23 protein-coding genes are annotated in these 24,216 nt (G+C 59.4%); 9 read left to right on the top strand and 14 right to left on the bottom strand.

Going from position 1 to position 24,216, the window contains the following annotated elements; all coding sequences use genetic code 11:
• Positions 1-87: 87 nt before the first annotated feature.
• From ACUTSW_RS05590 to ACUTSW_RS05620, 7 genes are all read right to left on the bottom strand, one after another.
• Positions 88-1,245: an alpha-hydroxy acid oxidase gene (locus tag ACUTSW_RS05590; protein ID WP_445583897.1), complete on the bottom strand. Its 1,158-nt coding sequence runs from the start codon at positions 1,243-1,245 to the stop codon at positions 88-90.
• Positions 1,245-2,387: a histidinol-phosphate transaminase gene (hisC, locus tag ACUTSW_RS05595; protein WP_445583898.1), complete on the bottom strand. Its 1,143-nt coding sequence runs from the start codon at positions 2,385-2,387 to the stop codon at positions 1,245-1,247. The genes ACUTSW_RS05590 and hisC overlap by 1 nt, the downstream gene beginning before the upstream one ends.
• 89 nt (positions 2,388-2,476) lie before the next feature.
• Positions 2,477-3,259: an ABC transporter ATP-binding protein gene (locus tag ACUTSW_RS05600; protein ID WP_062870587.1), complete on the bottom strand. Its 783-nt coding sequence runs from the start codon at positions 3,257-3,259 to the stop codon at positions 2,477-2,479.
• The gene (locus ACUTSW_RS05605) at positions 3,256-4,119 is read right to left on the bottom strand and encodes an ABC transporter permease (RefSeq protein ID WP_434462925.1); all 864 of its coding nucleotides are present in this window, start codon (positions 4,117-4,119) and stop codon (positions 3,256-3,258) included. The genes ACUTSW_RS05600 and ACUTSW_RS05605 overlap by 4 nt, the downstream gene beginning before the upstream one ends.
• 11 nt (positions 4,120-4,130) lie before the next feature.
• Positions 4,131-5,117: an ABC transporter substrate-binding protein gene (locus ACUTSW_RS05610; RefSeq protein ID WP_445583899.1), complete on the bottom strand. Its 987-nt coding sequence runs from the start codon at positions 5,115-5,117 to the stop codon at positions 4,131-4,133.
• A gap of 230 nt (positions 5,118-5,347) precedes the next feature.
• Positions 5,348-5,911: a HutD/Ves family protein gene (locus tag ACUTSW_RS05615; protein ID WP_445583900.1), complete on the bottom strand. Its 564-nt coding sequence runs from the start codon at positions 5,909-5,911 to the stop codon at positions 5,348-5,350.
• Positions 5,911-7,281 (bottom strand): formimidoylglutamate deiminase, encoded by a 1,371-nt coding sequence (locus tag ACUTSW_RS05620; RefSeq protein ID WP_445583901.1) that lies wholly within the window; start codon positions 7,279-7,281, stop codon positions 5,911-5,913. The genes ACUTSW_RS05615 and ACUTSW_RS05620 overlap by 1 nt, the downstream gene beginning before the upstream one ends.
• A 215-nt stretch (positions 7,282-7,496) precedes the next feature.
• Here ACUTSW_RS05620 and hutC point away from each other — a divergent pair, with 215 nt between their 5' ends.
• The 4 genes from hutC to ACUTSW_RS05640 all read left to right on the top strand — a co-directional run bounded on the left by hutC (position 7,497) and on the right by ACUTSW_RS05640 (position 12,255).
• Entirely contained in the window at positions 7,497-8,213 is a 717-nt protein-coding gene (gene hutC, locus ACUTSW_RS05625; RefSeq protein WP_208295248.1) for a histidine utilization repressor, read from the top strand.
• A gap of 160 nt (positions 8,214-8,373) precedes the next feature.
• Positions 8,374-9,597 carry an imidazolonepropionase gene (gene hutI, locus ACUTSW_RS05630; protein ID WP_004943404.1) on the top strand — a complete coding sequence of 408 codons (1,224 nt, stop codon included), beginning with the start codon at positions 8,374-8,376 and terminating at the stop codon, positions 9,595-9,597.
• The gene (hutG, locus tag ACUTSW_RS05635) at positions 9,594-10,394 is read left to right on the top strand and encodes an N-formylglutamate deformylase (RefSeq protein ID WP_445583902.1); all 801 of its coding nucleotides are present in this window, start codon (positions 9,594-9,596) and stop codon (positions 10,392-10,394) included. Before hutI ends, hutG begins: the two co-directional genes overlap by 4 nt.
• Positions 10,395-10,719: 325 nt before the next feature.
• Positions 10,720-12,255, top strand: a complete 1,536-nt coding sequence (locus ACUTSW_RS05640) for a serine hydrolase domain-containing protein (RefSeq protein WP_445583903.1) — start codon at positions 10,720-10,722, stop codon at positions 12,253-12,255.
• 9 nt (positions 12,256-12,264) lie between these two features.
• Here ACUTSW_RS05640 and ACUTSW_RS05645 read toward each other — a convergent pair whose 3' ends face one another.
• Positions 12,265-12,795: a chorismate mutase gene (locus tag ACUTSW_RS05645; protein ID WP_445583904.1), complete on the bottom strand. Its 531-nt coding sequence runs from the start codon at positions 12,793-12,795 to the stop codon at positions 12,265-12,267.
• Positions 12,796-12,923: 128 nt separating this feature from the next.
• A complete protein-coding gene (locus ACUTSW_RS05650) occupies positions 12,924-13,436 on the bottom strand; it encodes an anti-virulence regulator CigR family protein (RefSeq protein WP_062870578.1) in 513 nt (170 codons plus the stop codon).
• Positions 13,437-13,905: 469 nt separating this feature from the next.
• Between ACUTSW_RS05650 and ACUTSW_RS05655 the strand changes: the two genes are divergently transcribed.
• Complete coding sequence (locus ACUTSW_RS05655; protein ID WP_006324851.1) at positions 13,906-14,085, top strand: hypothetical protein; 180 nt, start codon at positions 13,906-13,908, stop codon at positions 14,083-14,085.
• 53 nt (positions 14,086-14,138) lie between these two features.
• Here ACUTSW_RS05655 and ACUTSW_RS05660 read toward each other — a convergent pair whose 3' ends face one another.
• From ACUTSW_RS05660 to ACUTSW_RS05680, 5 genes are all read right to left on the bottom strand, one after another.
• Positions 14,139-15,020, bottom strand: a complete 882-nt coding sequence (locus ACUTSW_RS05660) for a nucleoside-specific channel-forming protein Tsx (RefSeq protein WP_197912724.1) — start codon at positions 15,018-15,020, stop codon at positions 14,139-14,141.
• Between the two features lie 387 nt (positions 15,021-15,407).
• Positions 15,408-15,680: a hypothetical protein gene (locus tag ACUTSW_RS05665; protein ID WP_020438887.1), complete on the bottom strand. Its 273-nt coding sequence runs from the start codon at positions 15,678-15,680 to the stop codon at positions 15,408-15,410.
• A gap of 72 nt (positions 15,681-15,752) precedes the next feature.
• Positions 15,753-16,646 carry an aromatic amino acid DMT transporter YddG gene (gene yddG / locus ACUTSW_RS05670; RefSeq protein ID WP_062870576.1) on the bottom strand — a complete coding sequence of 298 codons (894 nt, stop codon included), beginning with the start codon at positions 16,644-16,646 and terminating at the stop codon, positions 15,753-15,755.
• A gap of 91 nt (positions 16,647-16,737) precedes the next feature.
• Complete coding sequence (locus ACUTSW_RS05675; RefSeq protein WP_004943379.1) at positions 16,738-18,108, bottom strand: APC family permease; 1,371 nt, start codon at positions 18,106-18,108, stop codon at positions 16,738-16,740.
• 302 nt (positions 18,109-18,410) lie between these two features.
• Complete coding sequence (locus ACUTSW_RS05680) at positions 18,411-19,829, bottom strand: glutamine synthetase family protein (RefSeq protein ID WP_445583905.1); 1,419 nt, start codon at positions 19,827-19,829, stop codon at positions 18,411-18,413.
• Positions 19,830-20,068: 239 nt separating this feature from the next.
• Between ACUTSW_RS05680 and puuD the strand changes: the two genes are divergently transcribed.
• Genes puuD through ACUTSW_RS05700 form a run of 4 tightly spaced genes read left to right on the top strand, consistent with a single transcriptional unit; the run spans position 20,069 to position 24,188 of the window.
• On the top strand, positions 20,069-20,830 hold the full coding sequence (gene puuD / locus ACUTSW_RS05685; protein WP_241920875.1) for a gamma-glutamyl-gamma-aminobutyrate hydrolase: 762 nt from the start codon (positions 20,069-20,071) through the stop codon (positions 20,828-20,830).
• The gene (puuR, locus tag ACUTSW_RS05690; RefSeq protein ID WP_063197723.1) at positions 20,827-21,384 is read left to right on the top strand and encodes an HTH-type transcriptional regulator PuuR; all 558 of its coding nucleotides are present in this window, start codon (positions 20,827-20,829) and stop codon (positions 21,382-21,384) included. The genes puuD and puuR overlap by 4 nt, the downstream gene beginning before the upstream one ends.
• A gap of 15 nt (positions 21,385-21,399) precedes the next feature.
• Complete coding sequence (puuC, locus tag ACUTSW_RS05695; protein ID WP_445583906.1) at positions 21,400-22,896, top strand: aldehyde dehydrogenase PuuC; 1,497 nt, start codon at positions 21,400-21,402, stop codon at positions 22,894-22,896.
• Between the two features lie 11 nt (positions 22,897-22,907).
• Entirely contained in the window at positions 22,908-24,188 is a 1,281-nt protein-coding gene (locus ACUTSW_RS05700; protein ID WP_445583907.1) for an NAD(P)/FAD-dependent oxidoreductase, read from the top strand.
• Positions 24,189-24,216 lie beyond the last annotated feature (28 nt).

Here is a 24,216-nt window from a genome sequence, read left to right on the forward strand (position 1 = left end):
GCGACATATTGGCCCTCTCCGACGCTGCAACCGCCGAGCACCATGCGCGCCGGGGAAGCGATTTTCGCTAAAGCCACCTCGGGTGCCTTATCCTCGGTCATTCACCGGCCGCAGCAAGTGCGGCCCCAACTCCTGCACGCTGCAACAGCCCAGTTGCGCCAACGTGCGGTCGATTTCTTCGCTGAAAATCCGCAGCGCCTGAGTCGCGCCTGCCTGCCCGGCCAGCGCCACGCCGTACAATAACGGGCGGCCGAGCAACACGGCATTGGCACCCAGCGCCAACGCTTTCACCACGTCGGTGCCGCGCCGAAAGCCGCTGTCGATCAGGATCGTCGCCGTCGGCCCACAGGCAGCACGCACCGCCGGCAACAGGCTGATGGGAGCAACGCTGCCGTCGAGCTGGCGGCCGCCGTGGTTGGACAGCACGATGCCATCCGCCCCGGCATCAAGCGCCTGACGGGCATCCTGAGGGTGCAGAATGCCCTTCACCAGCAGCTTGCCCGGCCAGCATTGCCGTACCCAATCCAGCGTTTGCCAGTTCAGCGCGGCGTCCATCTCGCGGGCGAAATAAGCGGCCCCGCTCAGGCCCCGCTGCTGCTCCGCCGGCAAATAGGGTTGCAGATTGCCGAAACCGGGCATGCCCGCCGGGCGCAAGGTATGCCACAACCAGCGAGGGTGCAGCGCCACGTCGCACAGGCTGGCGAGGGAGAGTTTCATTGGCCGCCGGTAACTGCGCCGATCGCGCTCGCGGTTGCCGAAATGCACCGCATCCACCGACAGCACCAGGGTGTTGCAGCCCGCGGCCAGAGCGCGTTGCAACAGCCCGGCGGTAACCTGTCGATCGCGCAGCACATACAGCTGGAACCAGTGCAGCCCCTGGCCGTCGGCGGCAATCTCCTCCAACGAGGCGGTCGACACCGTGCTCTGAATATAGGGAATGCCGAACGCCCGGGCGCTGCGCGCCAGCATCAGATCCGCCTGATAGCGCAGCATGCCGTTGTAGCCGGTGGGCGCAATCAGCAGCGGCGCCGCCAGTTCCTGCTGCCAAAGCCGAATGTTGAGCGTGCGGCGGCTGGCGTCACGCAGTACCGGCGGCACAAACTGCCATTGGCCGAACGCCACCCGGTTACCGCGCAGCGTGTGTTCGTCTTCCGCGCCGCCCGCCAGGTAACGGTAAGCGAAACGCGGCAGATAACACCGCGCCGCACGCTGTAAATCCGCCACGTTGAGTATCGCCCCGCTCATCAGCGCGCCGCCTCCGCCAGCACCTGTCGCAACGCATGGAGGAAACGCCGGTTATCCGCCGCGCTGCCGATCGAAACCCGGATGAACCGCTGATAACCGGCTTCGCGCCAGGGTTTGACGATGATGCCGTGCGCCAGCAACGCTTCGGCGATCTGCACGCTCGGGTAGCCGCAATCAAAGAACAGGAAGTTGGCGCTGGAGGGCGCCACCTGCAACTCCAGCGCACACAACGCCGCCGCCATCGCCGCACGCGCCTCACTGACCCAGGCGACGCTGTCGGCCACATGTTGCCGATCGCGCAATGCCGCCAACGCCGCATTTTGCGCCGCCCGGTTAATGTTGAACGGCGTACGCACCCGGTCCAGCAGCGCCACCAACTCGGCATCGCAGGCCAGACCGTAACCGACGCGCAGCCCGGCCAGCCCGTAAGCTTTGGAGCAGGTGCGCAGCACAATCCACGGGCGGTCCTGTAACGGTAATAGCGCCAGGCTGTCCGGGTAATCCGCCTGGTTGGCGCAGTATTCGTAATACGCCTCGTCGATCACCAGCAGGCAGTCTTGCGGCACTGCGGCGATCAATTGCAAAAAGTCATCACGCCCGAGCATGCACCCGACCGGGTTCGACGGGTTGCTGAATACCACCATCTTGGCCGGCCGTTGCAATGCCAGCCGCCAGGCGGCCAGATCGAACTCCAGCGCCTGATTGACCGCCACCAGCGTCACCTCCGCCCCCATCATGCGCGGGTAGATTTCATGCAACCCAAACGACGGCAGCAGGGTCACCACCCGATCACCCGGATTAATAAACGCCAGACACAGCATTTCCAGAATGTTTTCAGACCCGTTGCCAATCACCACCTGCTGCGGCGCAATGCCGGTCAGCGCGGCGATTTCCGCCCGCAGCGCCTGGCTGTTTGGGTCAGGGTAAATGCCGCTATGCTGAGCCAAATCGCTCAGCGCCTGTTGCACCAAAGGGCTGGCGCCAAGCGGGTTTTCGTTGCTCGCCAGACGGGTAATTTCAGTGACACCGTAACGATTGCGCACCGCCTCGCTGGATAATCCGGCGTTATAGGCGCCCAGCGAACTCGCCTGTTGGCGCGCCAGGCGGCGCACCGCCTGTGCTGCGGAAGAAATGGCTTGCATCCTCACCTCGTGGGTTGAGTATCGGTAAAGTCAAAAAGCGCATACCCCCCCTTCCAGATCGGCAGGAAGGACTATGGCCTGGCGGAAGCTCAGTGCAGGCTTTGCAGCGTTTCGCTGCGGATCTCTTCGGTGACCTGCGCCTTGATGGCCATAAACTCCGGTGACGTTTTCAGGGTGTAATCGCGCGGATGCGGGAAGTTGACCGGCACTTCGGTTTTGATCCGCCCCGGCCGCGCGCTGAAAATCGCCACCTTGTTGGCCATGAAAATCGCCTCATCGATGTCGTGCGTGACAAACAGCACCGTCTTGCGCGAGGCCTCCCAGATATTCAGCAACAGCTCTTGCATCATCACCCGCGTCTGGTTATCCAGCGCGCCGAAAGGTTCGTCCATCAGCAGGATTTTCGGATCGTTGGCCAGCGCGCGGGCGATGGCGGTACGCTGCTGCATGCCGCCGGAAAGCTGGCGCGGGAAATGCCGTTCAAAGCCGCGCAACCCGACCTTGTTGATGAAATAGTCGCTGCGCTCTTTCTGCTGTGCCGCACCTATACCGCGTTCCTGCAGGCCAAAACGGATGTTCTGCTCCACCGTGAGCCACGGGAACAGCGTATAGCTCTGGAATACCATGCCGCGATCGGCGCCCGGCCCCTCTACCCGCTGACCATCCAGCCACACTTCCCCCTGCGTCGGGCTGTCCAGCCCGGCAATGATGCGCAGCAGCGTCGATTTGCCGCAGCCGGAAGGCCCGAGAATGGTGATGAAATCATTCTCCTGCACCTGGTAATCGACCGGCAGCAGCGCCTGCGTCTGCTCGCCATGCGGCCCGGTAAAGATCCGCGATACCTTTCTGACGTTGAGTTTGTCGGCTTTCATCGCAGAGAACTCCAGATAAACAGGCGTTTGTTAGCCGCCTTGAACAGCAAATCGGACAGCAGACCGATACAGCCGATGACGATAATGCCGAAGATAATCTGCCCGGTGTTCAACAGCGCCTGGCTGTCGACAATCATGTGGCCGATGCCGCTGGAAGAGCCGATCAGTTCGGCGACAATCACGTAGGTCCAGGCCCAGCCGAGCACCAGACGCAGCAGTTCGGCAATCTCCGGGGCCGCACCGGGGATCAGCACCCTTCGCACCACGCTGCGGTTGGAAGCCCCCAGGGTATAGGCCGCCTCCACCAGATCGCGCCGAGCGGCGCCGACGGTCACCGCTACCATCAGCACAATCTGGAAGAACGACCCGATAAAGATCACCAGAATTTTTTGCATTTCGCCGATGCCGGCCCACAGGATCAACAGCGGCACAAACGCCGATGCCGGCAAATAGCGGCAAAACGAGACGAAGGGTTCAAGAAACGCCTCCACCAGCTTGTACGAACCCATCATGATGCCGAGCGGCACCGCAATGGCCGCCGCCAGCAAGAAGCCGCTCAGCACCCGGAATACCGTCATGCCGATATCCAGCGAGAAATCGTACTCGGTGAACAACAGTACGCCTTCGCGCAGCATGGTGAGCGGATCGGCCAGAAACGTCGGCGACACCAGGCCGGTGAAAGTCACCAGCCCCCACAGCGCCACAAACAGCACAAAGAAAGCCAGGCCGAGAAAGCCGCGCAGCCTGCCGGTGACCGGCCGCAACGGCACCATCATCGGGTTATGCCAGTGCGGTTTGGCGGGCGGCAGCGCCGCAGGCTCCCGTTCCAGTTCCGCAACCGAACTGAGGGGTGAATTCATTTCGGACTCCTTCATGGCTGGTTTACGTAGCTGGCGTCATACAGCGTGCCGATGTCCGGCAGCTTGCGGATCACCCGCATTTCCAGCAGCAACGCTGCGGCCTCTTTGCTGAAATCGGCGATTTCGCCATTGAAGAACTTGCGGTTCTGCTCGCGATCCTGCCAACGCAGGTAGCCGGCGGACTGGGCAAACTGCTTGCCGCTGGACTTCACCGCCGCGCCCATGATTTCGTAAGATTTATCCGGTTGCGCCTTGATCATCTCCAGCGCGTCGAAATAGCTCTCCACCAGCGCTTTCGCCGCCTGCGGGTTTTTCTTCAGCCAGTCCGGCGTGCAGCCCAGCGTATCCATCACCATCGGGTAATCCAGCGTGGTGGCCAGGATTTTGCCCTGCTTGGGGTTGTCGCGGACCGCCGACAGGTAAGGCTCGTAAGTCATCGCCGCGTCGTTCTGCCCGGCATTGAAAGCCTGCGCCGCCGCCTGCGGTGACAAGGTGGCCAGCTTGACGTCTTTCAGCGTCATATGGTTTTTGTCGAGGATCCACGCCAGCGCAAAATAGGAGGCGGTGCCGGGCGCATCGACGCCCACCGTCTTGCCCTTCAACTGCGCCACGCTGCTGATACCGTTGCGCACCGCCAACCCGTCGGCCCCGTAGGATTTGTCCAACTGCACGATTTGCGTGATCGGCACGCCGTTGGCGTTCCAGGCAACATAGGTTTCCACCGTGGTGGCGGCGCACTGCACCGCACCGGAAGCGATCGCCAGATGGCGGTCTTTTTGCGGGATCATTTTCAGATCGACATCCAGGCCATGTTTTTTGAAAATCCCGGCCTTGTCCGCCAGCGTTAACGGGGCAAAGCCGGTCCAGCCGGAGATGCCAATCGCCACCGGCGTATCGGCCGCCTGCGCCGCCGTTGCCGTCAAACCGCAAAATCCTGTCGCTGCTGCCAGGATCGAAAGTGTCCCCATTGCCGTTTTCACGGAAAAACCCTTGCTCATGCTGTGCTCCTGTCTTGCCGATAAAACGCCCCACCGCGGGCGCCAGAAAGGCTCTGTATAGTCTTGTCTATACAAGCGATGTGACAGGAGCAAAGACTGTGCCAAACGCGCAAGCAGCGTGGGAGGCGGAGAAACGGGTTTCAGGAAGGCGATGCCGGGTGCGGGTGAATCATGATGGCGCAGGCGGCGCACCTAATTGGAGCAAGAGCGCCGCCTGCCGGATGAGCGGATTAAACCGGGTGAATATCGGCCCACAGGGCCAGGCTCTCTTTCGCCAGCGGCGTCAACTGCCCGCCGTGATGTTCGGCCGGCCACCAGCCGCCCTCGCGTGCAGCCAGCGTGACGCCGCCCGCCAGTGACCAGGTTCCTTGCAATACATACAGCACACCGGCGTGGGCTGTCGGCAATGCCACGCCGGCGGTAATACGCTGCACGTTGGCCGCCCAGCGCCCGCGCCGGGTCATGATGTTGAAATCCTGGCTGGCGCCGCCCAGCAGCGTGGCATTCAACGCCACGTCGCCGGAAAAGGCAAACGGCTCGCCAATCTGCGACAGTCGGTGATCGATGTGCCCGGCGCTGAACAAATGCACGCCGTCGCCCTCCAGCAGGGTAATCGAGCGGTCGATGCCGTCAAATGCCGAAAACGGGCCGTCCTGCGCGATGGTGGCGATGCTGGCGCGCCAGTCAAAGTCTTGCGCCCCCGCAGGCCAGCAGGCGATCTCACGGGTTTCGCCGCCGCCGTTGCGCCAGGGCGTCACCGGCAGGGAATCGAAATCAAAACGGGTCAGGCTCATCACGCCTCCTGCTGGAAAGTTTTCAGTACTTGCAGGAATTCCGCGCTGCTTTGCTGTTGCAACGCGTGACGCCCCTGCTCGATCACCTGACGGCCACCGACGAAAACGTCGCGGATTTGCTCTTTGCCGCCGGCGAACAGCCAGCGGTTGAGGATCGAGGCATCGGGCGCGGCGGCCAGATAAGGATCGTCGCCATCCAGTACCAGCCAGTCGGCGCGGTAGCCGCTCTGCAAACGGCCGATTGGCGCGCCGCAGGCCTGCGCACCGCCCTGCAATGCCTGCTGGTACAGCACGTCCGCTACCGCCGGTTGTTGTGGCGTGGTCAGGCGGTTACGGCGCTGATCTCGCAGCCGTTGGCCGTATTCGAACCAGCGCAGTTCTTCCACTACGTTGAGCGACACGTGGCTGTCGGAACCTATGCCCCAACGCCCCTGATGGTCCAGATAGGCGTCACCGGGGAAAATGCCATCGCCCAGGTTGGCCTCGGTGGTCAGGCACAGGCCGGCCACCGCCTGGCTACGCGCCAGTTGCTCCAGCTCTGCGCGATCGAGATGGGTGGCGTGCACCAAGCACCAACGCGAGTCCACCGGCATATGCTCATACAGCCAGGCCACAGGGCGTTGACCGCTCCAGGCCAGGCAATCGTTGACCTCTTTTTGCTGCTCGGCGATATGAATATGCACCGGCAAGGCGCTGTCCGACGCCGCCAGGATTTGCTGCATCTGGCTCAGTTCCACCGCACGCAGGGAATGGAAGCACAGGCCTTGATTTTGCAGCGGTTGGTCCGCCACTTGGCGGGCAATCACCTGCTGCTGTTGCAGGTAGCTGTCCGCATCCTGAATAAAACGTTTCTGCCCCGGCTGGGCGGGCTGGGCGCCAAAACCGGCGTAGCTGTACAACACCGGCAGCAAGGTCATGCCGATCCCGGCCTGTTGCGCCGCCTGGCTGAGCCGGCCGGTCATTTCGCCGCGATCGGCGTAAGGATTGCCGTCGGCGCCATGATGCAGATAGTGGAACTCGGCAACCTGGGTATATCCCCCCTTGAGCATTTCGATATACAGTTGTCGGGCGATAACTTCCACCTGCTCCGGAGTCAGCCGCTGTACCAGGCGATACATCAGATCGCGCCAGGTCCAGAAACTGTCCTGCGGGTTGCCCGCGACCTCTGCCAGCCCGGCCATCGCACGCTGGAAGGCGTGGGAATGCAGGTTCGGCATGCCCGGCACCACATCGCCGTGCAGGCGAATGCAGCCTTCGGGATCTGAATCGGCAATCACCTGAGCCAGGTGACCGTGCGCATCGACGTCCAGACGGACGTTATGCGCCCACCCCTCAGGGAGCAGAGCGCGTGAGGCAAAATAAGCAGGCATGGCAGTATTCCACTGTTAATGTAACGGCTAATAACGCGCGAGAATCACGCATCCGAAAATGCACAGGCCCATCGCATTGCTGTGGCGAACCGGCCCCTAGTTGTATATACATATACATACGCCGACATCAACAGTAAACTGGTGTTATTATTTTTTTATTTGACGAGGTTAACGTCGTGGTGGATCAACAGACCCTGTTACAACTGGCTGCTGCAATGAGCGATACCCCCGCCCCGATCTACCAACGGGTCAAGCAGGCGATCGTAAACCAAATCCGTGCGGGCCACTGGCTGCCGCACCAGCGCGTGCCCTCTGAAAGTGAACTGGTGGCGGAACTGGGCGTCAGCCGCATGACCATCAACCGCGCGCTGCGCGAGCTGACCAGCGAAGGCTTCCTGATCCGCATGCAAGGCGTCGGCACCTTCGTCGCCGAGGCCAAAGCGCATACCGCGCTGCTGGAAGTGCATAACATCGCCGACGAAATCGCCGCCCGCGGCCATCGCCACAGCAGCAAGATCCTGCAGTTGAAGGCGCGCCCGGCCAGTGAAGAAGAAGCGCTCGCGCTGGGTATTCAACCCGGCCAGCAGCTGTTCTATTCGCAGATCGTGCATTACGAAAACGACCTGCCGGTGCAGGTTGAAGACCGCTGCGTCAATCCGGTGGTCGCACCCGATTACATGAAGCAGGATTTCGACCGCGTGACGCCGTATATCTACCTGACGCAGGCCGCCCCGCTGACCGCCGGCGAGCACATCGTGGAAGCGGTAGTGCCGACCCGCCAGGAGCGCGACCTGCTGCAACTGGAAGATCACGAACCGGGTCTGTTGATTCACCGCCGCACCTGGTCCGGCAAAAACGTGGTCACCTCGGCGCGCCTGCTGTATCCCGGCAGCCGCTATCAGCTGTTCGGCCGTTTCACCAGCGACGTTTAATTCCCCCGCGGGTGCAGCCTTTGCACCCGTCCTCCCTCCGCGATCACATCCCGATAACAAATTTTTACCCCGCCTCTTGTGACAAACCGGTGAATGCGCTAGGTTGTTTTTAATTGTATATACAACCATGTGGGAGCCAAGGCTCCGGCGGAGGAAAGCAATGACGTCTGAGATTCACTGCGACAGCCTGTGGCACGGGGCCGACATCGTCACCATGCGCGACGGTAAGTATCACACCCTCAGCGATGGCGCGATCGCCGTGCGCGCAGGCAAAATCGTCTGGGTGGGCGAATATGCCGCGCTGCCTGCGGGGCTGATCGCCGATGAAAGGGTGAAATTCGACGGCGGCATCATCACGCCGGGCTTTGTCGACTGCCATACCCATCTGGTGTTCGGCGGCAACCGCAGCGGCGAATTCGAACAGCGCCTGAACGGCGTGAGTTATGCCGAGATCGCCGCCCAAGGCGGCGGCATCATTTCCACGGTCAAAGCCACCCGCGACGCCGACGAAGAAGCGCTGCTCGAGCAAGCGCTGTTCCGTTTGCGGCCGCTATTGGCGGAAGGCGTGACCTGCGTGGAGATCAAGTCCGGTTACGGGCTGACGCCGGAAAGCGAACTGAAAATGCTGCGCGTGGCGCGCCGGCTTGGCGACATGCTGCCGGTAGAGGTGAAAACCACCTGTCTGGCGGCCCACGCGCTGCCGCCGGAATACGCCAATCGCGCCGACGATTATATCGATCTGGTGTGCAACACCATTATTCCTCAGGCCGCCGCCGCCGGGCTGGCGGACGCGGTCGACGCCTTCTGCGAGCATCTGGCGTTCTCACCGGCGCAGGTTGAGCGGGTGTTCGCCGCCGCCGAGGCCGCCGGCCTGCCGGTGAAGCTGCACGCCGAACAGCTTTCCGCCCTCGGCGGCAGCGAGTTGGCTGCGCATCACCATGCACTCTCCGCCGATCACCTGGAATATGCCACCGAGCAAGATGCCCGGGCGATGGGCGATGCCGGCACCGTTGCAGTGTTGCTGCCAGGCGCTTATTACTTGCTGCGCGAAACCCAGTGCCCGCCGGTGGATCTGTTCCGCAAGCACCGGGTGGCAATGGCGATCGCCAGCGACGCCAACCCGGGCACTTCCCCGGCGCTGTCGCTGCGCCTGATGATCAACATGGCCTGCACGCTGTTCCGCCTTACGCCGGAAGAAGCGCTGGCAGGCGTCACGGTTCACGCGGCCAAAGCGCTGGGCCTGCAGGACAGCCACGGCACGCTGGAAACCGGCAAGGTGGCGGATTTTGTGCACTGGCCGCTTTCCCGGCCGGCTGAACTGGCTTACTGGTTGGGCGGACAACTGCCCTGTACGGTGATTTTCCGAGGAGAAGTACGTCAATGACCATTCGCGATCCCTATGATTTCCAGGCCGGCAGCCTGCCGCTGCTGATCAGCATTCCCCATGCCGGCACCCGATTGACGCCGGCGGTCGAAGCCGGTTTGACCGAAGAGGCGCGGCCACTGCCCGATACCGACTGGCATATCCCGCAGCTGTATGAGTTTGCCCGCACTATGGGTGCCAGCGTGCTGATCGGCAACTACTCGCGTTTTGTCATCGATCTGAACCGCCCGGCGGACGATAAGCCGCTGTACACCACCGCCACCACCGGCCTGTACCCTGACGTGCTGTTTGACGGCCGCCCGAGCTTTTTGCCGGGTAAAGCGCCGTCGGACGAAGAGCGTGCCGGCTATTTACAGCAAATCTGGCAGCCCTACCACCAGCAATTGCAGGATGAACTGACGCGACTGAAAGCCAAGCACGGCTACGCGCTGCTGTTCGATGCGCACTCCATCGCCTCGGTGATCCCACGATTGTTCGACGGCAAGCTGCCGGATCTCAATCTGGGCACCAACGGCGGCGAAAGCTGCGCCCCGGCGCTGAGCGATCGCCTGGTGGCCTGCTGCGAACAGCAACAGCAGTTCACGCATGTGCTTAACGGCCGCTTTAAAGGCGGGTACATCACCCGTGCTTATGGTCAGCCGCAGCAACAGCAACATGCGATTCAACTGGAGCTGGCGCAGGTGAACTACATGTCCGAACAGTATCCCTTTGCCTTCGAGCCGCAGCGTGCGGCCGCTTTGCAGCGCCTGCTGAAACAAATGATCGACAGCCTGCTGGCTTGCGGGCAACCGCGTTAACCCACAGCCTATGCCAAGCCGGGGCCTGCCTATCTTGCCCCGGCATCACCTTGCCTCCTGATTTTTCGGCATAAATCATGCCTCCTTTCCTTCCCCGGCTTCAATTTGCGCACTGCATCGCAGTTTTAGTGAAAACCTTTGTATCTGGTCGGACAACGCACAAAACAGCGGCATAGGGATCGCGCGGTACGCCACAATCTGCCGAAAAGCCCGGCGATTGCCTGGGCATAAACTCCCGTAAACCTCTCCCCCGGCACCCCAGGCGGCTACGGGATCGGGGTGCGCGGCGCAAGGCCCAAATTGATGACCTACTCTGGAGGCTACCATGTCTGAAACCCCGTTAAACTGGCGTGCCGCACAGGCCGTTGCCGATCGGCTGTTGGCGAATTGGCGCACCTATGGCGAACCCGGCGGGGCAATGACCCTGTTCGACGCCGGGCAGATACGGGCGACCGCCAGCGCCGGCCTGGCCGATCTGGCGCAAAACACCCCTTTTACCGCCGACAGCGTGGTGCGCTATGCCTCAATCACCAAGCATATTTTCGCCGCGCTGGCGCTGAACGCCACCGGCAACGCCCTCAATCTGCGCGATCGCCTCGGCGATTTGCTGCCTGAGCTACATGTTCCGCTGGCGGACGTGACCGTCGGCCAGGCGCTGGACATGACCAGCGGACTGCCCGACGTACGTGAAACCCTGGGGCTGCTCGGCATCTCGGTGCATACCCGCAGCGATGCGCAACCGGTGATGCAGTTCCTGCAGGGGTTGCGTGAACTCAATTATCCGGCCGGCAACGAAGTCGCCTACACCAATACCGGATACCGGCTGGTTGAAGCAGCGTTGAAAGCCAAAGGCTACGATTTCGATCAACTGGTGCAACAGCATATTGCCCAGCCGCTGCAGGTTCAGCTGCGGGCGCCGGAAAGCTGGTTTGACGTGGTGCCTGGGCTGGTACCCGGCTACTGGCGTTCCGCGCAAGGTTGGCAACTGGCCAGCGCCGGCCTGCATCTGTCCGCCTCCGGCAGCCTGACCGGCAGCGCCAATGCCCTCACTTGCTGGCTGCAAACGCTGCTGGCGGATGAAGGCCCGGGCCACGGCGTGTTGGCGCAGCTCAGCGCCCCACGGCGGCTCAATCAGGGCCAGCTCAGCGCTTACGGTCTGGGGCTGGCGCAAAACCCGCTCGGCACCTATAGGTTGCTGGGCCACGGCGGCTCACACGCCGGTTACAAAAGCTATTTCCTGCTGGCCCCCGATCGGCAGGCTGGGGTAGCGCTGGTGGCCAACCGCGAGGATTGCGACAGCTTTGGCATGGTGCTACAGGTGATGGCCGCCCTGCTCGATGAGGCGTTGCCGCAGCGCAGCACCGCCATTCCCGACGGCATTTACGCTACGGTGGCCGAGCCTTACTGGCTGGAGGTGGAAGACGGCAATGTGACCTATTTGGGGACCGGCGAGCCGCTTTATCAAGCCGACGACGGCTACGCGGTGTCGCTTTCCGCCCATATGCCAATGCGGCTGAAATGGACCGGTGAAGCGGTTGAAGGCGAAGTGGGCCACGTGGCGCGCAGCTTTCTGCCGGTCATCCCCAACGGCGACTGCCTGAAACACGTTCAGGGTTTCTGGTATCACCCGCAGTACCGAACCGCCTTCGAGATTTGCGGCAATCAAGTACACATCGGCGTGGGTCCGGCGGCGCAGACAGGCACTGTCAGCTCACTCGGCAACGGCCGTATGCTGGTGGAAAGCCACGACGGCCCGTGGCTAAAACGCTTTTGTTTATACTTTCGCGGCTACAGCGTGGATTTGATCGCCAACCGCAGCCGGGTGCTGACCTTTCAGCGCAGTAGCGCCGGCCGAGATTAGCTACGCCGCTCACCCCGCCTTGTCGGCCCTGACTGCCAGCAAGGCGGTGAACAACCGCTGCTTGTCGGCATCGCTGAGATTAGGCTGACGAATGGCGCTGACAAAAGCGCCGCGAGCCTGTTCCGTCAACGGCCCGGCCTTTAATTGCTGCGCCAGCCGTTGCAGAATGCGGTTGCTCAGCTCGGCGATCTGCGGCCGCACGCTGTCCAGCGGGCGCGGTTGCCAACCGCTTTCCGGCGTCGCCAGCCAGTCTGCGCGATAGCGGTACTGAATCGCCTTGGCGGCGTCCATCTGCGCCACAATAAACGGCCGCACCGAGCGTGGCATCAACCCTAATCTGCCCGCTTCCGCCTCTGTGCTCGCCAGCACCTTGGCTTCCTGCGCCAGATCCTCGATCGGCAAATGCTGCTGCGCTTTGTAACCGGCGACGTCTTTCATATAGGCCAGACGCTGGTTGACCAATTCGCCAAGCTGCGCCCCGTCGCCTGCCATCGCCGAAAAACTGGCCAGACAGCAGACGAACAATAACGCTCTGAACATAACCCTTTCCTTTTTGTTTGCCCAAATAAAGAAAACAGAGTTCATCACAGTCACCGCCGCTCAGGCAACTCTCCCTCGGAAAGAAAAAAGCCCCGCCGAAGCGAGGCTTTGAGCCGAAGAGGCCGGCGTTAGTCAAACACGCCGTTAATCACCGAGGCCACAATGGCGGTGCTCAGCGCCACCAGCACCAGATCGTTACCGGCAATGCGCCATTCGTAACCCGGATAGGACGGCAGATCGCGCAGCATTGAAGACGGCACCATTTTCTTGGCGATACCTGGAGGCAACGGTTTGCCGCGTGCCAGGTTCTTGGCGATGCCCGGCGGCAGAGAACGATAGCCGGTCAGGCCGTAATTCAGCGCCAGCGAACGTACCCGATCGTGGGAGATATTGACCGACACCAGATCGCGTTCGTCACCTTTGGCTTTATGGCCCTTGTCTTTATTGCCTTTGCCGTGATCGCTGCTATTGCCTTTGCCGCTGTTGCCGTGACCATTACCGCCACCGTTGCCTTGACTATTACCGTGCCCGCCGCCGTTTCCATTGCCATTACCGCCCTTATCGGCGAACACTGGCGCAGAAGACAGACCCAGCGAGACAATCAGTGCCAGCGCCGTGAGTGTAGTACGACTTTTGTTCATGTTATGACTTCCTGCTTGGGGTATTACATAAACTATAGCGGTAATTTCCCCCATAAAGGATGAGGAAAACTCCGAGATTGCGGGCACCGAAAAGGCGGGCGGGCAAGCAAGAGTAAGGAAAGTGATGAAAGATTATTCCTGCGCAAAACTATTCGAAAAAACCGAATTTGGCGACAATATTTTTCTTGCGGCAAAATAAGTCTTCCAGTACTTTGGAAAGGTAACAAAAAGAGTTAGTCTGCTCTTTTTCGTCGCACCTCAAATCTTATTTTATCGTCCAGAATGATAAACTGAATGCTTCCCGCCTCTCCGTGCGGGATTCTTTTTTCTGCTAAATTTGACGCCTGTCGCACCAACCCGGTGCTTTATGTTGAGATTTGGTAGCCAATACTTTAAATTCAGCGTCTGAGAAACCTTAACCTCCCGCGGTGGCCAGTTGGCAACGGGTGGGCGTTCAGGAGCAAAAGACATGCAAATGACCCTCATGGAATACATCACTCAGCACTTTAATGGCGATCTTCACCGCTACGCGCAATCCGAAGGCGTGAGCCGTGAACAAATCATCCATTGGATCGATAATGAATGCCATGTAATCAAAGGACGATTATTTATGCCGGTGAGACATTTACCCGGTGAACAAGCGCAGTGATGACAAAAAAAACCCCGCAAAGCGGGGTTTTCTGTTTCTGATACCACGGAAAATCAGAAGTTATAACCGGCCACAAGGTAATAGGCCCAGCCTGTAGATTTAATTGGCCCCTGCGGCGTACCAATCTCCGAGCCATCTTGCCACTGGCCGCCGTTATGGAAGTAACGGGCCACAAACGAGTAGTGCCAGTGATCGTAGTTCAGCGCCAGAATGTGGCTGGAAGCGATCGAGTTGCTGGTGCGAACCTGTTTGCCGGTGCCGTCGGTCCAGTTGCTGTCTTTGCCCAGATCGGAACCGAAGTCAAAGTTGGTGAAACCGATGTAGCTCAGGTTGCCGCCCCACACCTGTGTCAACGGCACAAAATATTTCACCTTGAAGCGATAACCATCCCAGCTGTTCTCATTGGCAGCCTGGTAGTTTTCCCACTGGTATTTGGCATAGATGTTCATCGACAGGCTCATCGGCAGGCCGGTATCGATGTCCGTACCCAGGCCCATGTACCAGGTATTCTGGCGGCCATCGGCGTTGTGGCCCAGATCATAGATGTAGTTGTTGGCGAAGTACCATTCTTTGAACGGCCCAAAGCTCAGATCTGTGCCGGTCAGCTTGTCGATGGAGAAGCGCGGCTCGATCTCCATAAACAGCGGTGAGCCCTTGTCCCAAATCCCACGATCCGGCGTGTTGCCGACACCGAAGAATTTAGGCACGTCGACGTAGCCATAGAAATCGAACCAATCTTTTTTGGCGAAGGCTTCATATTCAAGATACAGATCGTTGTTCAGCTGAGGTCCGAAACGGGTGTGGTAGCTCCCCACCACGTTAACGCTCTGGTGCCACCAATCCGAGACGAATTCGCTGTCTTTGCTATCAGCCATTGAAGATGCACTGTACGACGCGGCGAGCAATACACCTGCTGCTAGAGCTATTTTTTTCATTTTTATTACCACATGCTTAAAGGGCCATTTCCTGCCCGTTAGAAAAGATGACAATGAGTCTGACGACACCTGGCGTTGCCCCGCTGACAAACTTCTCGGGCGACGCGCGCATTATAGAAATCACTGAGTGTAATAATCTGTGATCCAGTTATGCATTTCGCGAATAGGTAATCGATTGCGTTCACATTTGTCAAATTATGTTTCATGCAAATTCACGATCGATGTGATTTTTGTCATGCTCGGTGATTTATAAAGCAGTTTTTGTGCCAATTATGCACGACAGCCAAAATGAGTGCGGATGTCATTTTTAGGCCAAAAAAAGCCGGCTCAAGACGGCCGGCTGCAGAAAGAGATGAGTGGAAAGCGGGTCAGGTGGCCGTTGAAAACTCAACGCACGCTCGGCACCGCTTTGGCAATATTTTCCTGGCGGAAAACCACTTCCTGCCCCGGAGCCACCTCCCACTCTTTAGGGGGAATGTCCACCTTCGGCGCAGCGGCAACCACGGAGCCGAAAATCAACTTGCCTTCCCGGCGCAGAATGCTGACATCAAGCTGATATTCATGACGCAAATTAGCGGTGGTCAGACGCACCGTATCACCGCGCATATAGTTTTCATCGTCAATCACTGGCTGCTGAATGAATTGGATATCGTCTCTCATTTTTATGTTCCTTCAGGCACAATCGATAGTTAAATTCTAGCCCACTATCCCAGGGCCGACTGAAAATTTCCGTTACTTTCCTCGGGTTGCCTGCCAGCAGATCAGCGAGCCGAGCGTGACCATCACCACCCCCTGCCAGAAACTGACCCTCAGTGAAGTATCGAGCACCAGCGCGGCAAATACCGCCGACAGCACCGGCGTAAAATAGGATACCGTCGCCAGCAGTGTCATGTTGCCGTGCAAAATGCCGACGTTCCACGCCGCGTAACCGGCACCCATCGCCGCGCCGGCACACAGCAACGTCAGGGTCACCGGCCAGGTGAACTGCATGCCGCTTTCGGTGCTGAAGGCATATTTCAGCCACAGCGCCACGGCGGTCAGCGTAATAAACAGCACCACGCCGTTGCTGCCCTGCGCAATTTTTTTTGTCAGGTTGCAATACAGCGCCCAAATCACTGCGCCGCTGAAAGCCAGCGAATAACTCAGCGGGTTACTGCGCACATTCTCCAGCATCTGCGCCGGCGACCATCCGCCCTCGCCGCTCATGATCCAGCCAATGCCGAACAGCGACAACAGCAAGCCGGGCAACAGCCACCATTTGGCTTTTTGCCCGTTAAACACCAGCGCCATCAGCACGGTAAAACAGGGCCAGAGATAGTTGATCATCCCCACTTCTATCGCCTGCAACCGGGTATTGGCATACCCCAGCGATAGCGACAGGCAGATCTCATAGCTGACAAACAGCAGGCTGCCGAGGATCAGATAAAGACGGGGAAAATGGCGCAAATTCGGCAAACGCAGCACCAGCAGCAAAAACGCTGCGCTGACGCTGTAGATCATCGCCGCACCGCCAATCGGCCCCAGCCCTTCGCTGACGCTGCGGATCAGACCAACGACGCTGCTCCACAGCAGGATCGCCAATAAACCGAACAACGTGGCTTTATGCTGGGCGGATAAAGAAAACATGAAGACGATCCAATAGGTTATTTTTTATCGGGATTTTCACTCTACTGCCGGGCGGCAGAAAAAGAAAGGCGGGAAAACCCGCCTGATTTCGTTATTGCTGCGGCTGCCGCTCAAACTGCGGCGGTGGCTGGCGAAAACGCCGGGTGAGGTACACCAGATACGCAAAGCCCAGCGCCGCCCAGATCAGCCCCATGGTCAGCGAACTTTTTTCCAGGTTCAACCACAGCACCGCCACCGTCAACGCGCCAATCAGCGGCAGGATCAGGTAGTTGAAACGGTCCTTCCAGCTTTTGTTGCGCCCCTCGCGAATAAAGAAATGGCTGATAACCGACAGATTAACGAAGGTGAAGGCCACCAACGCGCCGAAGTTGATCAGCGCCGTGGCGGTGACCAGATCAAAAGACAGCGCGGACAGTGCCACCAGCCCGACCATCAGCACGTTCAATGCCGGCGTGCGCCATTTCGGGTGGATATAGCCGAAGAATTTTTCCGGGAACACGTTATCGCGCCCCATCACGTACAGCAGCCGCGAAACGCTGGCGTGCGAGGCCAGGCCGGAGGCCAGCGTGTTGATGAAGGTGGTGCACAGGAAGATAGCCTGGAACAGCTTGCCGCCCACGTACAGCGCGATTTCCGGCAGCGCCGCATCCGGTTGATGAAAACGCTGAATGGAAGGGAAAAACAGCTGGATAAAGAACGACACGCTGATAAAGATCACCCCGCCGTAAAGCGCGGTCAGGAAAATTGCACGCGGGATCACCTTGGCGGCATTGGGCGTTTCTTCACACAGGGTGGTGACCGCATCAAAACCGAGGAACGAGAAGCACAGAATGGTGGCACCGGTGATAATCGGCAACAGATGCGCATTCTCGCTGATAAACGGCTGCAAACTCCATACCTTTCCTACCCCTTCGCCGTTGCGCAGGCCGTGTACCACCAGGTAGATAAACACCAGAATAATCGCCACCTGGGCCAGTACGAACAACGTATTGAAGTTGGCCACCAGATTGACGCTTTTCAGGTTAATGGCCGTCATGATAATCACAAATCCCACTACCCAAATCCAGGGAGGGACTTCGGGGAACAGCGCGGTCAGGTAAATCTTCGCCAACAGCGTGTTGATCATCGGCAGGAACAGGTAATCCAACAGCGAGGACCAGCCGACCAAAAAACCGACGTGCGGGTTGATCGCTTTCTGCGCGTAGGTGTAAGCAGAGCCGGCGGTCGGAAACTGGCGAACCAGCTTACCGTAGCTGATGGCGGTAAACAGCACCCCGGCCAGCGCAAACAGGTAGGCGGAAGGCACATGGCCGTCGGTGACGCCGGACACGATGCCGAAGGTATCGAACACCGTCATCGGCGTCAGATACGCCAGGCCCATCATCACCACTTGCCACAGTTTAAGGGTCTTGCGCAGCTGCGGCTTGGCCGCCGGGTTACAGTCAGTGGCATTAATCGTCATAGCGCTTCCCCTCGTTGTCCTCTGCCGGTAACCGTTTAACGTCATTCAGAGAGGCCGCGGGGAAACTGCTGCTCGGGCGGTGGGAAAATCGATAGTTAAGGCCTGCGGATGGCCCGTATTCACTGCGGCACGGACACGCGTCCGCGCTGACTGACGGAAGGGTAATGGCTGTCATGATTATTTCCTCGCCGGCGTCCTGTACGCCCAGATGGAAGAAATGCTGTACCGCTGCGCGCAGCTTCGCAGGCCACAGGATAGCCGGCGGAATGCGCCAGACGCGCGCGGTAAGTTCGGGAGCGGGGTCAGGCGTTTTTCAGCATCCACTCGATTTCGGTTTCGGTGATCAGGCGCTCGAACTGCACCATCTCATCCGTTTTACAGGCCAGATAAACATGGCTGAACCTTTCGCCGAGCAGCGCATTCAGCACCGGCTGATGCTCGAATTCGTACAGCGCATCGCTCTGGCGGATGGGGAACGCCAGTCCTTCCTGCTCCAATCCGTTGCCGGTCACCGGCTCTTGCAGCGGCAACGGCGTTTCCAGCCCGTAAACAATCCCCGCCAGAATGGTCGCCATCACCAGATAAGGGTTGGCATCGGCGCCGGCCACGCGGTACTCCACACGGTGATTGTCGCGATCGCCGCAGGGGATGCGCAGCGCCACGGTGCGGTTGTTATGGCCCCAGGAAGCCTGGGTCGGTACGTACATGCCCGGCTGGAAGCGGCGATAGGCGTTAACGTTGGGTGCCAGCAGCGCAATAGAAGAAGGCATCAGGGTGATCATCCCCGCCAGCGCCTGCTTCAGCAGCGCGGAATCTTCGCCGTCGTCATCGGCTAATACGTTGTTGCCCTGCTTGTCGAGCATGCTGATATGCACATGCATGCCGCTGCCGGCGTGTTCTTCATACGGCTTGGCCATAAAGGTGGCGTGCATGTTGTGGTTTTCCGCCACCATGCGGATCAGGCGCTTTAAAGCCAGCGCATGGTCGCAGGCCTGCAGAACGTTGTCGGTATGATGCAGGTTTACCTCAAACTGGCCGGGTGAGGCTTCCGCCACCGCGCCGTCCGCCGGGATGCCTTGCAAACGCGCCAGCTCGTCGATGTCGCTCAGCACGTCGGCGAAGTGATTAAGGTTGTCGACGGAATACACCTGGCTCTGGGTATTGCGCTCTTGAGTGCCCGGCGCACAGGGCGGCTGAAGATAGCCTTCTGAGTCGCGCTGGCGATCGATGAGATAGAACTCCAACTCTACCGCTACTACGGGGGAAAGCCCGCGCTGACGCAAACGCTGCCACACTCGGTTCAGCACATTACGCGGTTCAACGTCAAAGGGAGTACCATCTTCATCCAGCATGGTGAGCAGTACCTGGCCGATATATTGCGGATCCGCCGCCGACGGCGTCAGCGTGCCCGGCACCGGGACACAGATATGATCCGGCTCACCCAGTTCCTGCCCCAGCCCGGCTTCTTCTACTACGTTACCGAGAATATCCATCGCGAACACCGACGCCGGGAAGTAACATCCCTTCTCCAGCTTGCTCAGGCCACCGACAGGTATGCGTTTGCCGCGGAAGCTGCCGTTGAGATCGGTCAGCAGAACGTCAACGTGCTGAGTCAATGGATAACGTTCCAGGTACTTCTTCACTTCACGCTGGAACGCGCTACTTCGCCTTTCTTCGTTGTGCTGAACAAAGTTTTCCACTTCTACTATGTTGGTCTGCATGATTCACCCGCCATTTATGTTTTTGTCAGTGGTTCTCACACTTATTGCCGTCGATGTTTTTTGACCATCGCGTTCAATATAATGCCCACCAATGAAACATAGTTGCAACAAAATTGTTTTGCAAGTGTTAATTTGAGTTTGAATATTGCCCATTTGACTGCTAGATTTATAAAATATTGAACGAAAACGGCACTAACGAAGTTTATCGTTCATAATTTCGAACAACCCAAGGGGATAGCATGGGCAATATATTTAACAGACCAATGGTCGGCGTAGTGATGTGCAGGTATAGGTTAAACGAGCATCTCACTCAGACCTTGCAAGAAAAGTACCTGAATGCAGTCATCACCGCCGGAGGATTGCCGATCGCCCTGCCGCACGCGCTGGCGGAGCCCACACTGCTGGAGGAATTGCTGCCGCACCTCGATGGCATTTTGCTGCCCGGCAGCCCCAGTAACGTGCAGCCGCACCTTTATGGTGAAAACGGCGATGAGCCTGACGCCGATCCCGGGCGAGATGAATTGAGCCTGGCGCTGATCCGCCATGCGCTCGACAGGCACATTCCCCTTTTCGCCATTTGCCGCGGCATGCAGGAAATGGTGGTTGCCACCCAAGGCACGTTGCATCGTCGTTTGTTTGAGCTGCCCGAACTGCTCGAACACCGTGAAGATCACGAACTGCCGCTGGATCAACAATACGCCCCCGCCCACGAAGTCATCGTTCAGGATGGCGGGCTGCTCTCTCAACTGATACCGGATTGCAACAGATTCTGGGTCAACTCACTGCATGGGCAAGGGTCAAAAACCCTCGGCCCCAACGTTCGCATCGAGGCCCACGCCGCCGATGGGCTGGTGGAGGCGATCAGCCTGCGTGACCAGCCCTTCGCGCTGGGCGTGCAATGGCACCCGGAATGGAACAGTGAGGAGTACGCCCTGTCGCGCCTGTTGTTTGAAGGCTTCATTACCGCGTGCCGGCACTACCAAAAGGAAAAACGCCTATGAGCGATGTCAGCTTGGCACCGGGGAAACGTCTGTCGCAGATCCGCCAACAATTAGGGTTGTCACAGCGCCGCGCCGCCGAACTGTCTGGATTAACCCACAGCGCCATCAGCACTATCGAACAGGACAAAGTCAGCCCGGCCATCAGCACGCTGCAAAAACTGCTGACGGTGTATGGATTGTCGCTATCGGCGTTTTTCGCCGAGCCGGAAAAACCGGATGAGCCGCGGATTGTCATCGATCATGAAGACCTGATCGAGATTGGCAGTCAGGGGGTGTCGATGAAGCTGATCCACAACGGCGACCCCAACCGCACGCTGGCGATGATGATCGAAACCTACGAGCCGGGCACCACTACCGGCGAACGCATCAAACATCAGGGGGAAGAGATAGGCACCCTGCTGGAAGGCGAAGTGCTGTTGCAGGTCAACGGGCAGAACTATCACCTGTTGGCCGGCCAGAGCTACGCCATCAACACCGGCATTCCCCACAGTTTCAGCAACACGTCGGCGCGGATTTGCCGGATTATCAGCGCCCATACCCCGACGACATTCTGATCAACGGAGCAAGGCATGGACTTCCATCACCTGCAGTATTGGCAACACCGGGCGCAAGCCCTGAACATTGAGAACCGACTGTTTATTAATGGCCGTTATCAACAGGCCGCTGAAGGCGAAACCTTTACCCTGGAGGATCCTGCCGCGCAGCGCGAATTGACGCAGGTGGCGCGGGGGAGCAGCGTCGATATCGATCTGGCGGTCAGTGCGGCACGCGAGGTGTTTGAGCGCGGCGACTGGTCACGGGCCGCACCGGCGCAACGCAAGGCGACCTTGCTGCAACTGGCGGCATTGATGGAGCAGCACCACGAGGAGCTGGCGCTGCTGGAAACGCTGGATACCGGCAAGCCGATCCTCCACAGCCTGCGCGACGACGTACCTGGCGCTATCCGCTGTCTGCGCTGGTACGCCGAAGCTGTCGATAAGGTCTACGGTGAAATCGCCCCCACCGGCGGCGACGCGTTGGCGCTGATCGAACGCGAGCCGATCGGCGTGGTTGGCGCTATCGTACCCTGGAACTTCCCGCTGCTGCTGGCCTGTTGGAAGCTCGGCCCGGCGCTGGCCACCGGCAACAGCGTGATCCTCAAACCTTCGGAGAAATCCCCGCTGAGCGCGATCTATCTGGGCAAGCTGGCGAAACAGGCCGGGCTGCCGGACGGCGTGCTGAACATCATCCCCGGCTACGGCCAGGATGCGGGCAAGGCGCTGGCACTGCATAACGACGTCGACGCGCTCACCTTCACCGGTTCAACCCAGGTCGCCAAACAGCTGATGATCTACGCCGGGCAATCCAATATGAAACGGGTATGGCTGGAAGCCGGCGGCAAAAGCGCCAATATCATTTTTGCCGACTGTCCGGATCTGGATAAAGCGGCACAGGGCGCGGCGGCGGGTATCTTCTACAACCAGGGGCAAGTGTGTATCGCCGGCACCCGCCTGCTGGTGGAAGAGAACATTCAGCAGGAATTCTTGCAAGCCTTGCGCAAGCATGCGGCAGCCTTTGTGCCGGGCGATCCGCTCGATCCGACCACGGTGATGGGCACGCTGATCGATCAGGCCCACTGTGAAAAAGTGGCGGGTTATATCGAACAAGGGTTGAACCAGGGCGCAGCGCTGTTCCTTGACGGTCGCGAGCACCCGCGCAGCGGCCATGCCGGTTATCTCGGCCCAACCATTCTCACCCAGGTGGATAACGCCATGAGCGTGGCGCGCGATGAGATTTTCGGCCCGGTACTGGCGGTGACGTCCTTTAACGGCGAACAGCAGGCATTGCAATTAGCCAACGACAGCGAATACGGCCTGGGCGCCGCCGTCTGGACGCGTGACCTGTCCCGCGCCCACCGCATGGCTCGCCAGTTAAAAGCCGGTTCGGTTTTCGTCAATAACTACAACGACGGAGACATGACCGTGCCGTTCGGCGGCTACAAGCAAAGCGGCAATGGCCGCGACAAATCGCTGCACGCGCTGGATAAATTCACCGAACTGAAAACCACCTGGATTTCGCTGGAATAAGGGCCCCCATCATGACTGAACACGTAAAAAGCTATTATGCGGCTTCGGCCAACAACCATCAGCCCTACCCGCAACTGAATGAATCTATTGAATGCGACGTTTGTATCGTCGGCGGTGGCTACACAGGTCTGTCTTCTGCGCTGTTCCTGGTAGAGGCGGGCTACAACGTGGTGGTGCTGGAATCCGCCCGCATCGGCTTCGGCGCCAGCGGCCGTAACGGCGGCCAGTTGGTGAATTCCTACAGCCGCGACATTGACGTCATCGAAGAACGCTATGGCGCAGAAAGCGCCCGGATGCTCGGCAGCATGATGTTCGAAGGCGCAGAGATCATTCGCAGCCGTATCAAGCGATACGCCATCGAATGCGACTATCGCCCCGGCGGCATCTTCGCCGCGCTGAACAACCGGCAATATCATGCGCTGATCGAGCAGAAACAAAATTGGGAGCGCTACGGCAATACCCAACTGGAGTTGCTGGACGCAGAGCGGATCCGTGAAGAAGTGAACAGCGAACGCTACGTCGGCGCGCTGCTGGATCACAGCGGCGGCCATATTCATCCGCTGAATCTGGCGCTCGGCGAAGCCGAGGCGATTCGCCTGCAGGGCGGGCGCATCTTCGAGCAGTCGGCGGTGACCCATATTCGCCACGGCGAACCGGCGCTGGTCAGCACCGCCGGCGGCCAGGTGAAGGCTCGCTATGTGATTGTGGCCGGTAATGCTTATCTGGGCGACAAGCTGGAACCCCGGTTGGCGAAACGCAGCATGCCGTGCGGCACGCAGGTGGTAGCCACCGAACCGCTGGCGCCGGAAGTGGCGCAGTCGCTCATACCGCAAAATTACTGCGTGGAAGATTGCAACTACCTGCTGGATTATTACCGCATTACCGGCGATAACCGCCTGCTGTACGGCGGCGGCGTGGTGTATGGCGCACGCGATCCGGACGATATCGATAATCTGATCCGGCCAAAACTGTTGAAAACCTTCCCGCAGTTGAAAGGCGTTCGCATCGACTACCGCTGGACCGGCAACTTCCTGCTCACGCTGTCGCGCATGCCGCAATTCGGCCGGCTGGAGAATAATGTGTATTACATGCAGGGCTACAGCGGTCACGGCGTGACCTGTACCCATCTGGCGGGCAAGCTGATTGCCGAGCTGATGCGCGGCGATGCGGAGCGTTTCGATGCCTTTGCCAAGCTGCCGCACCTGCCGTTCTTCGGTGGCCGCAACCTGCAAATTCCGTTCACCGCGATTGGCGCCGCTTACTATACGCTGCGGGATCGGATGGGGGTGTGATGCCAAGAGGCCCGGCATGCCGGGCCTC

It is taken from the genome of Serratia sp. TSA_198.1, from assembly GCF_052686505.1.

Excerpts from the sequence above, each read along its gene's own strand:
- ACUTSW_RS05660 (WP_197912724.1), bottom strand. The coding sequence starts at position 15,020 with ATGAAAAAAATAGCTCTAGCAGCAGGTGTATTGCTCGCCGCGTCGTAC.
- ACUTSW_RS05650 (WP_062870578.1), bottom strand. The coding sequence starts at position 13,436 with ATGAACAAAAGTCGTACTACACTCACGGCGCTGGCACTGATTGTCTCG.
- hutC (WP_208295248.1), top strand. The coding sequence starts at position 7,497 with ATGAGCGATACCCCCGCCCCGATCTACCAACGGGTCAAGCAGGCGATC.
- ACUTSW_RS05700 (WP_445583907.1), top strand. The coding sequence starts at position 22,908 with ATGACTGAACACGTAAAAAGCTATTATGCGGCTTCGGCCAACAACCAT.
- ACUTSW_RS05640 (WP_445583903.1), top strand. The coding sequence starts at position 10,720 with ATGTCTGAAACCCCGTTAAACTGGCGTGCCGCACAGGCCGTTGCCGAT.
- ACUTSW_RS05620 (WP_445583901.1), bottom strand. The coding sequence starts at position 7,281 with ATGCCTGCTTATTTTGCCTCACGCGCTCTGCTCCCTGAGGGGTGGGCG.
- ACUTSW_RS05610 (WP_445583899.1), bottom strand. The coding sequence starts at position 5,117 with ATGAGCAAGGGTTTTTCCGTGAAAACGGCAATGGGGACACTTTCGATC.
- ACUTSW_RS05600 (WP_062870587.1), bottom strand. The coding sequence starts at position 3,259 with ATGAAAGCCGACAAACTCAACGTCAGAAAGGTATCGCGGATCTTTACC.
- yddG (WP_062870576.1), bottom strand. The coding sequence starts at position 16,646 with ATGTTTTCTTTATCCGCCCAGCATAAAGCCACGTTGTTCGGTTTATTG.
- puuC (WP_445583906.1), top strand. The coding sequence starts at position 21,400 with ATGGACTTCCATCACCTGCAGTATTGGCAACACCGGGCGCAAGCCCTG.
- puuD (WP_241920875.1), top strand. The coding sequence starts at position 20,069 with ATGGGCAATATATTTAACAGACCAATGGTCGGCGTAGTGATGTGCAGG.
- hutG (WP_445583902.1), top strand. The coding sequence starts at position 9,594 with ATGACCATTCGCGATCCCTATGATTTCCAGGCCGGCAGCCTGCCGCTG.
- hisC (WP_445583898.1), bottom strand. The coding sequence starts at position 2,387 with ATGCAAGCCATTTCTTCCGCAGCACAGGCGGTGCGCCGCCTGGCGCGC.
- ACUTSW_RS05645 (WP_445583904.1), bottom strand. The coding sequence starts at position 12,795 with ATGTTCAGAGCGTTATTGTTCGTCTGCTGTCTGGCCAGTTTTTCGGCG.
- ACUTSW_RS05675 (WP_004943379.1), bottom strand. The coding sequence starts at position 18,108 with ATGACGATTAATGCCACTGACTGTAACCCGGCGGCCAAGCCGCAGCTG.
- puuR (WP_063197723.1), top strand. The coding sequence starts at position 20,827 with ATGAGCGATGTCAGCTTGGCACCGGGGAAACGTCTGTCGCAGATCCGC.
- ACUTSW_RS05665 (WP_020438887.1), bottom strand. The coding sequence starts at position 15,680 with ATGAGAGACGATATCCAATTCATTCAGCAGCCAGTGATTGACGATGAA.
- ACUTSW_RS05590 (WP_445583897.1), bottom strand. The coding sequence starts at position 1,245 with ATGAGCGGGGCGATACTCAACGTGGCGGATTTACAGCGTGCGGCGCGG.
- hutI (WP_004943404.1), top strand. The coding sequence starts at position 8,374 with ATGACGTCTGAGATTCACTGCGACAGCCTGTGGCACGGGGCCGACATC.
- ACUTSW_RS05615 (WP_445583900.1), bottom strand. The coding sequence starts at position 5,911 with ATGAGCCTGACCCGTTTTGATTTCGATTCCCTGCCGGTGACGCCCTGG.
- ACUTSW_RS05680 (WP_445583905.1), bottom strand. The coding sequence starts at position 19,829 with ATGCAGACCAACATAGTAGAAGTGGAAAACTTTGTTCAGCACAACGAA.
- ACUTSW_RS05655 (WP_006324851.1), top strand. The coding sequence starts at position 13,906 with ATGCAAATGACCCTCATGGAATACATCACTCAGCACTTTAATGGCGAT.
- ACUTSW_RS05605 (WP_434462925.1), bottom strand. The coding sequence starts at position 4,119 with ATGAATTCACCCCTCAGTTCGGTTGCGGAACTGGAACGGGAGCCTGCG.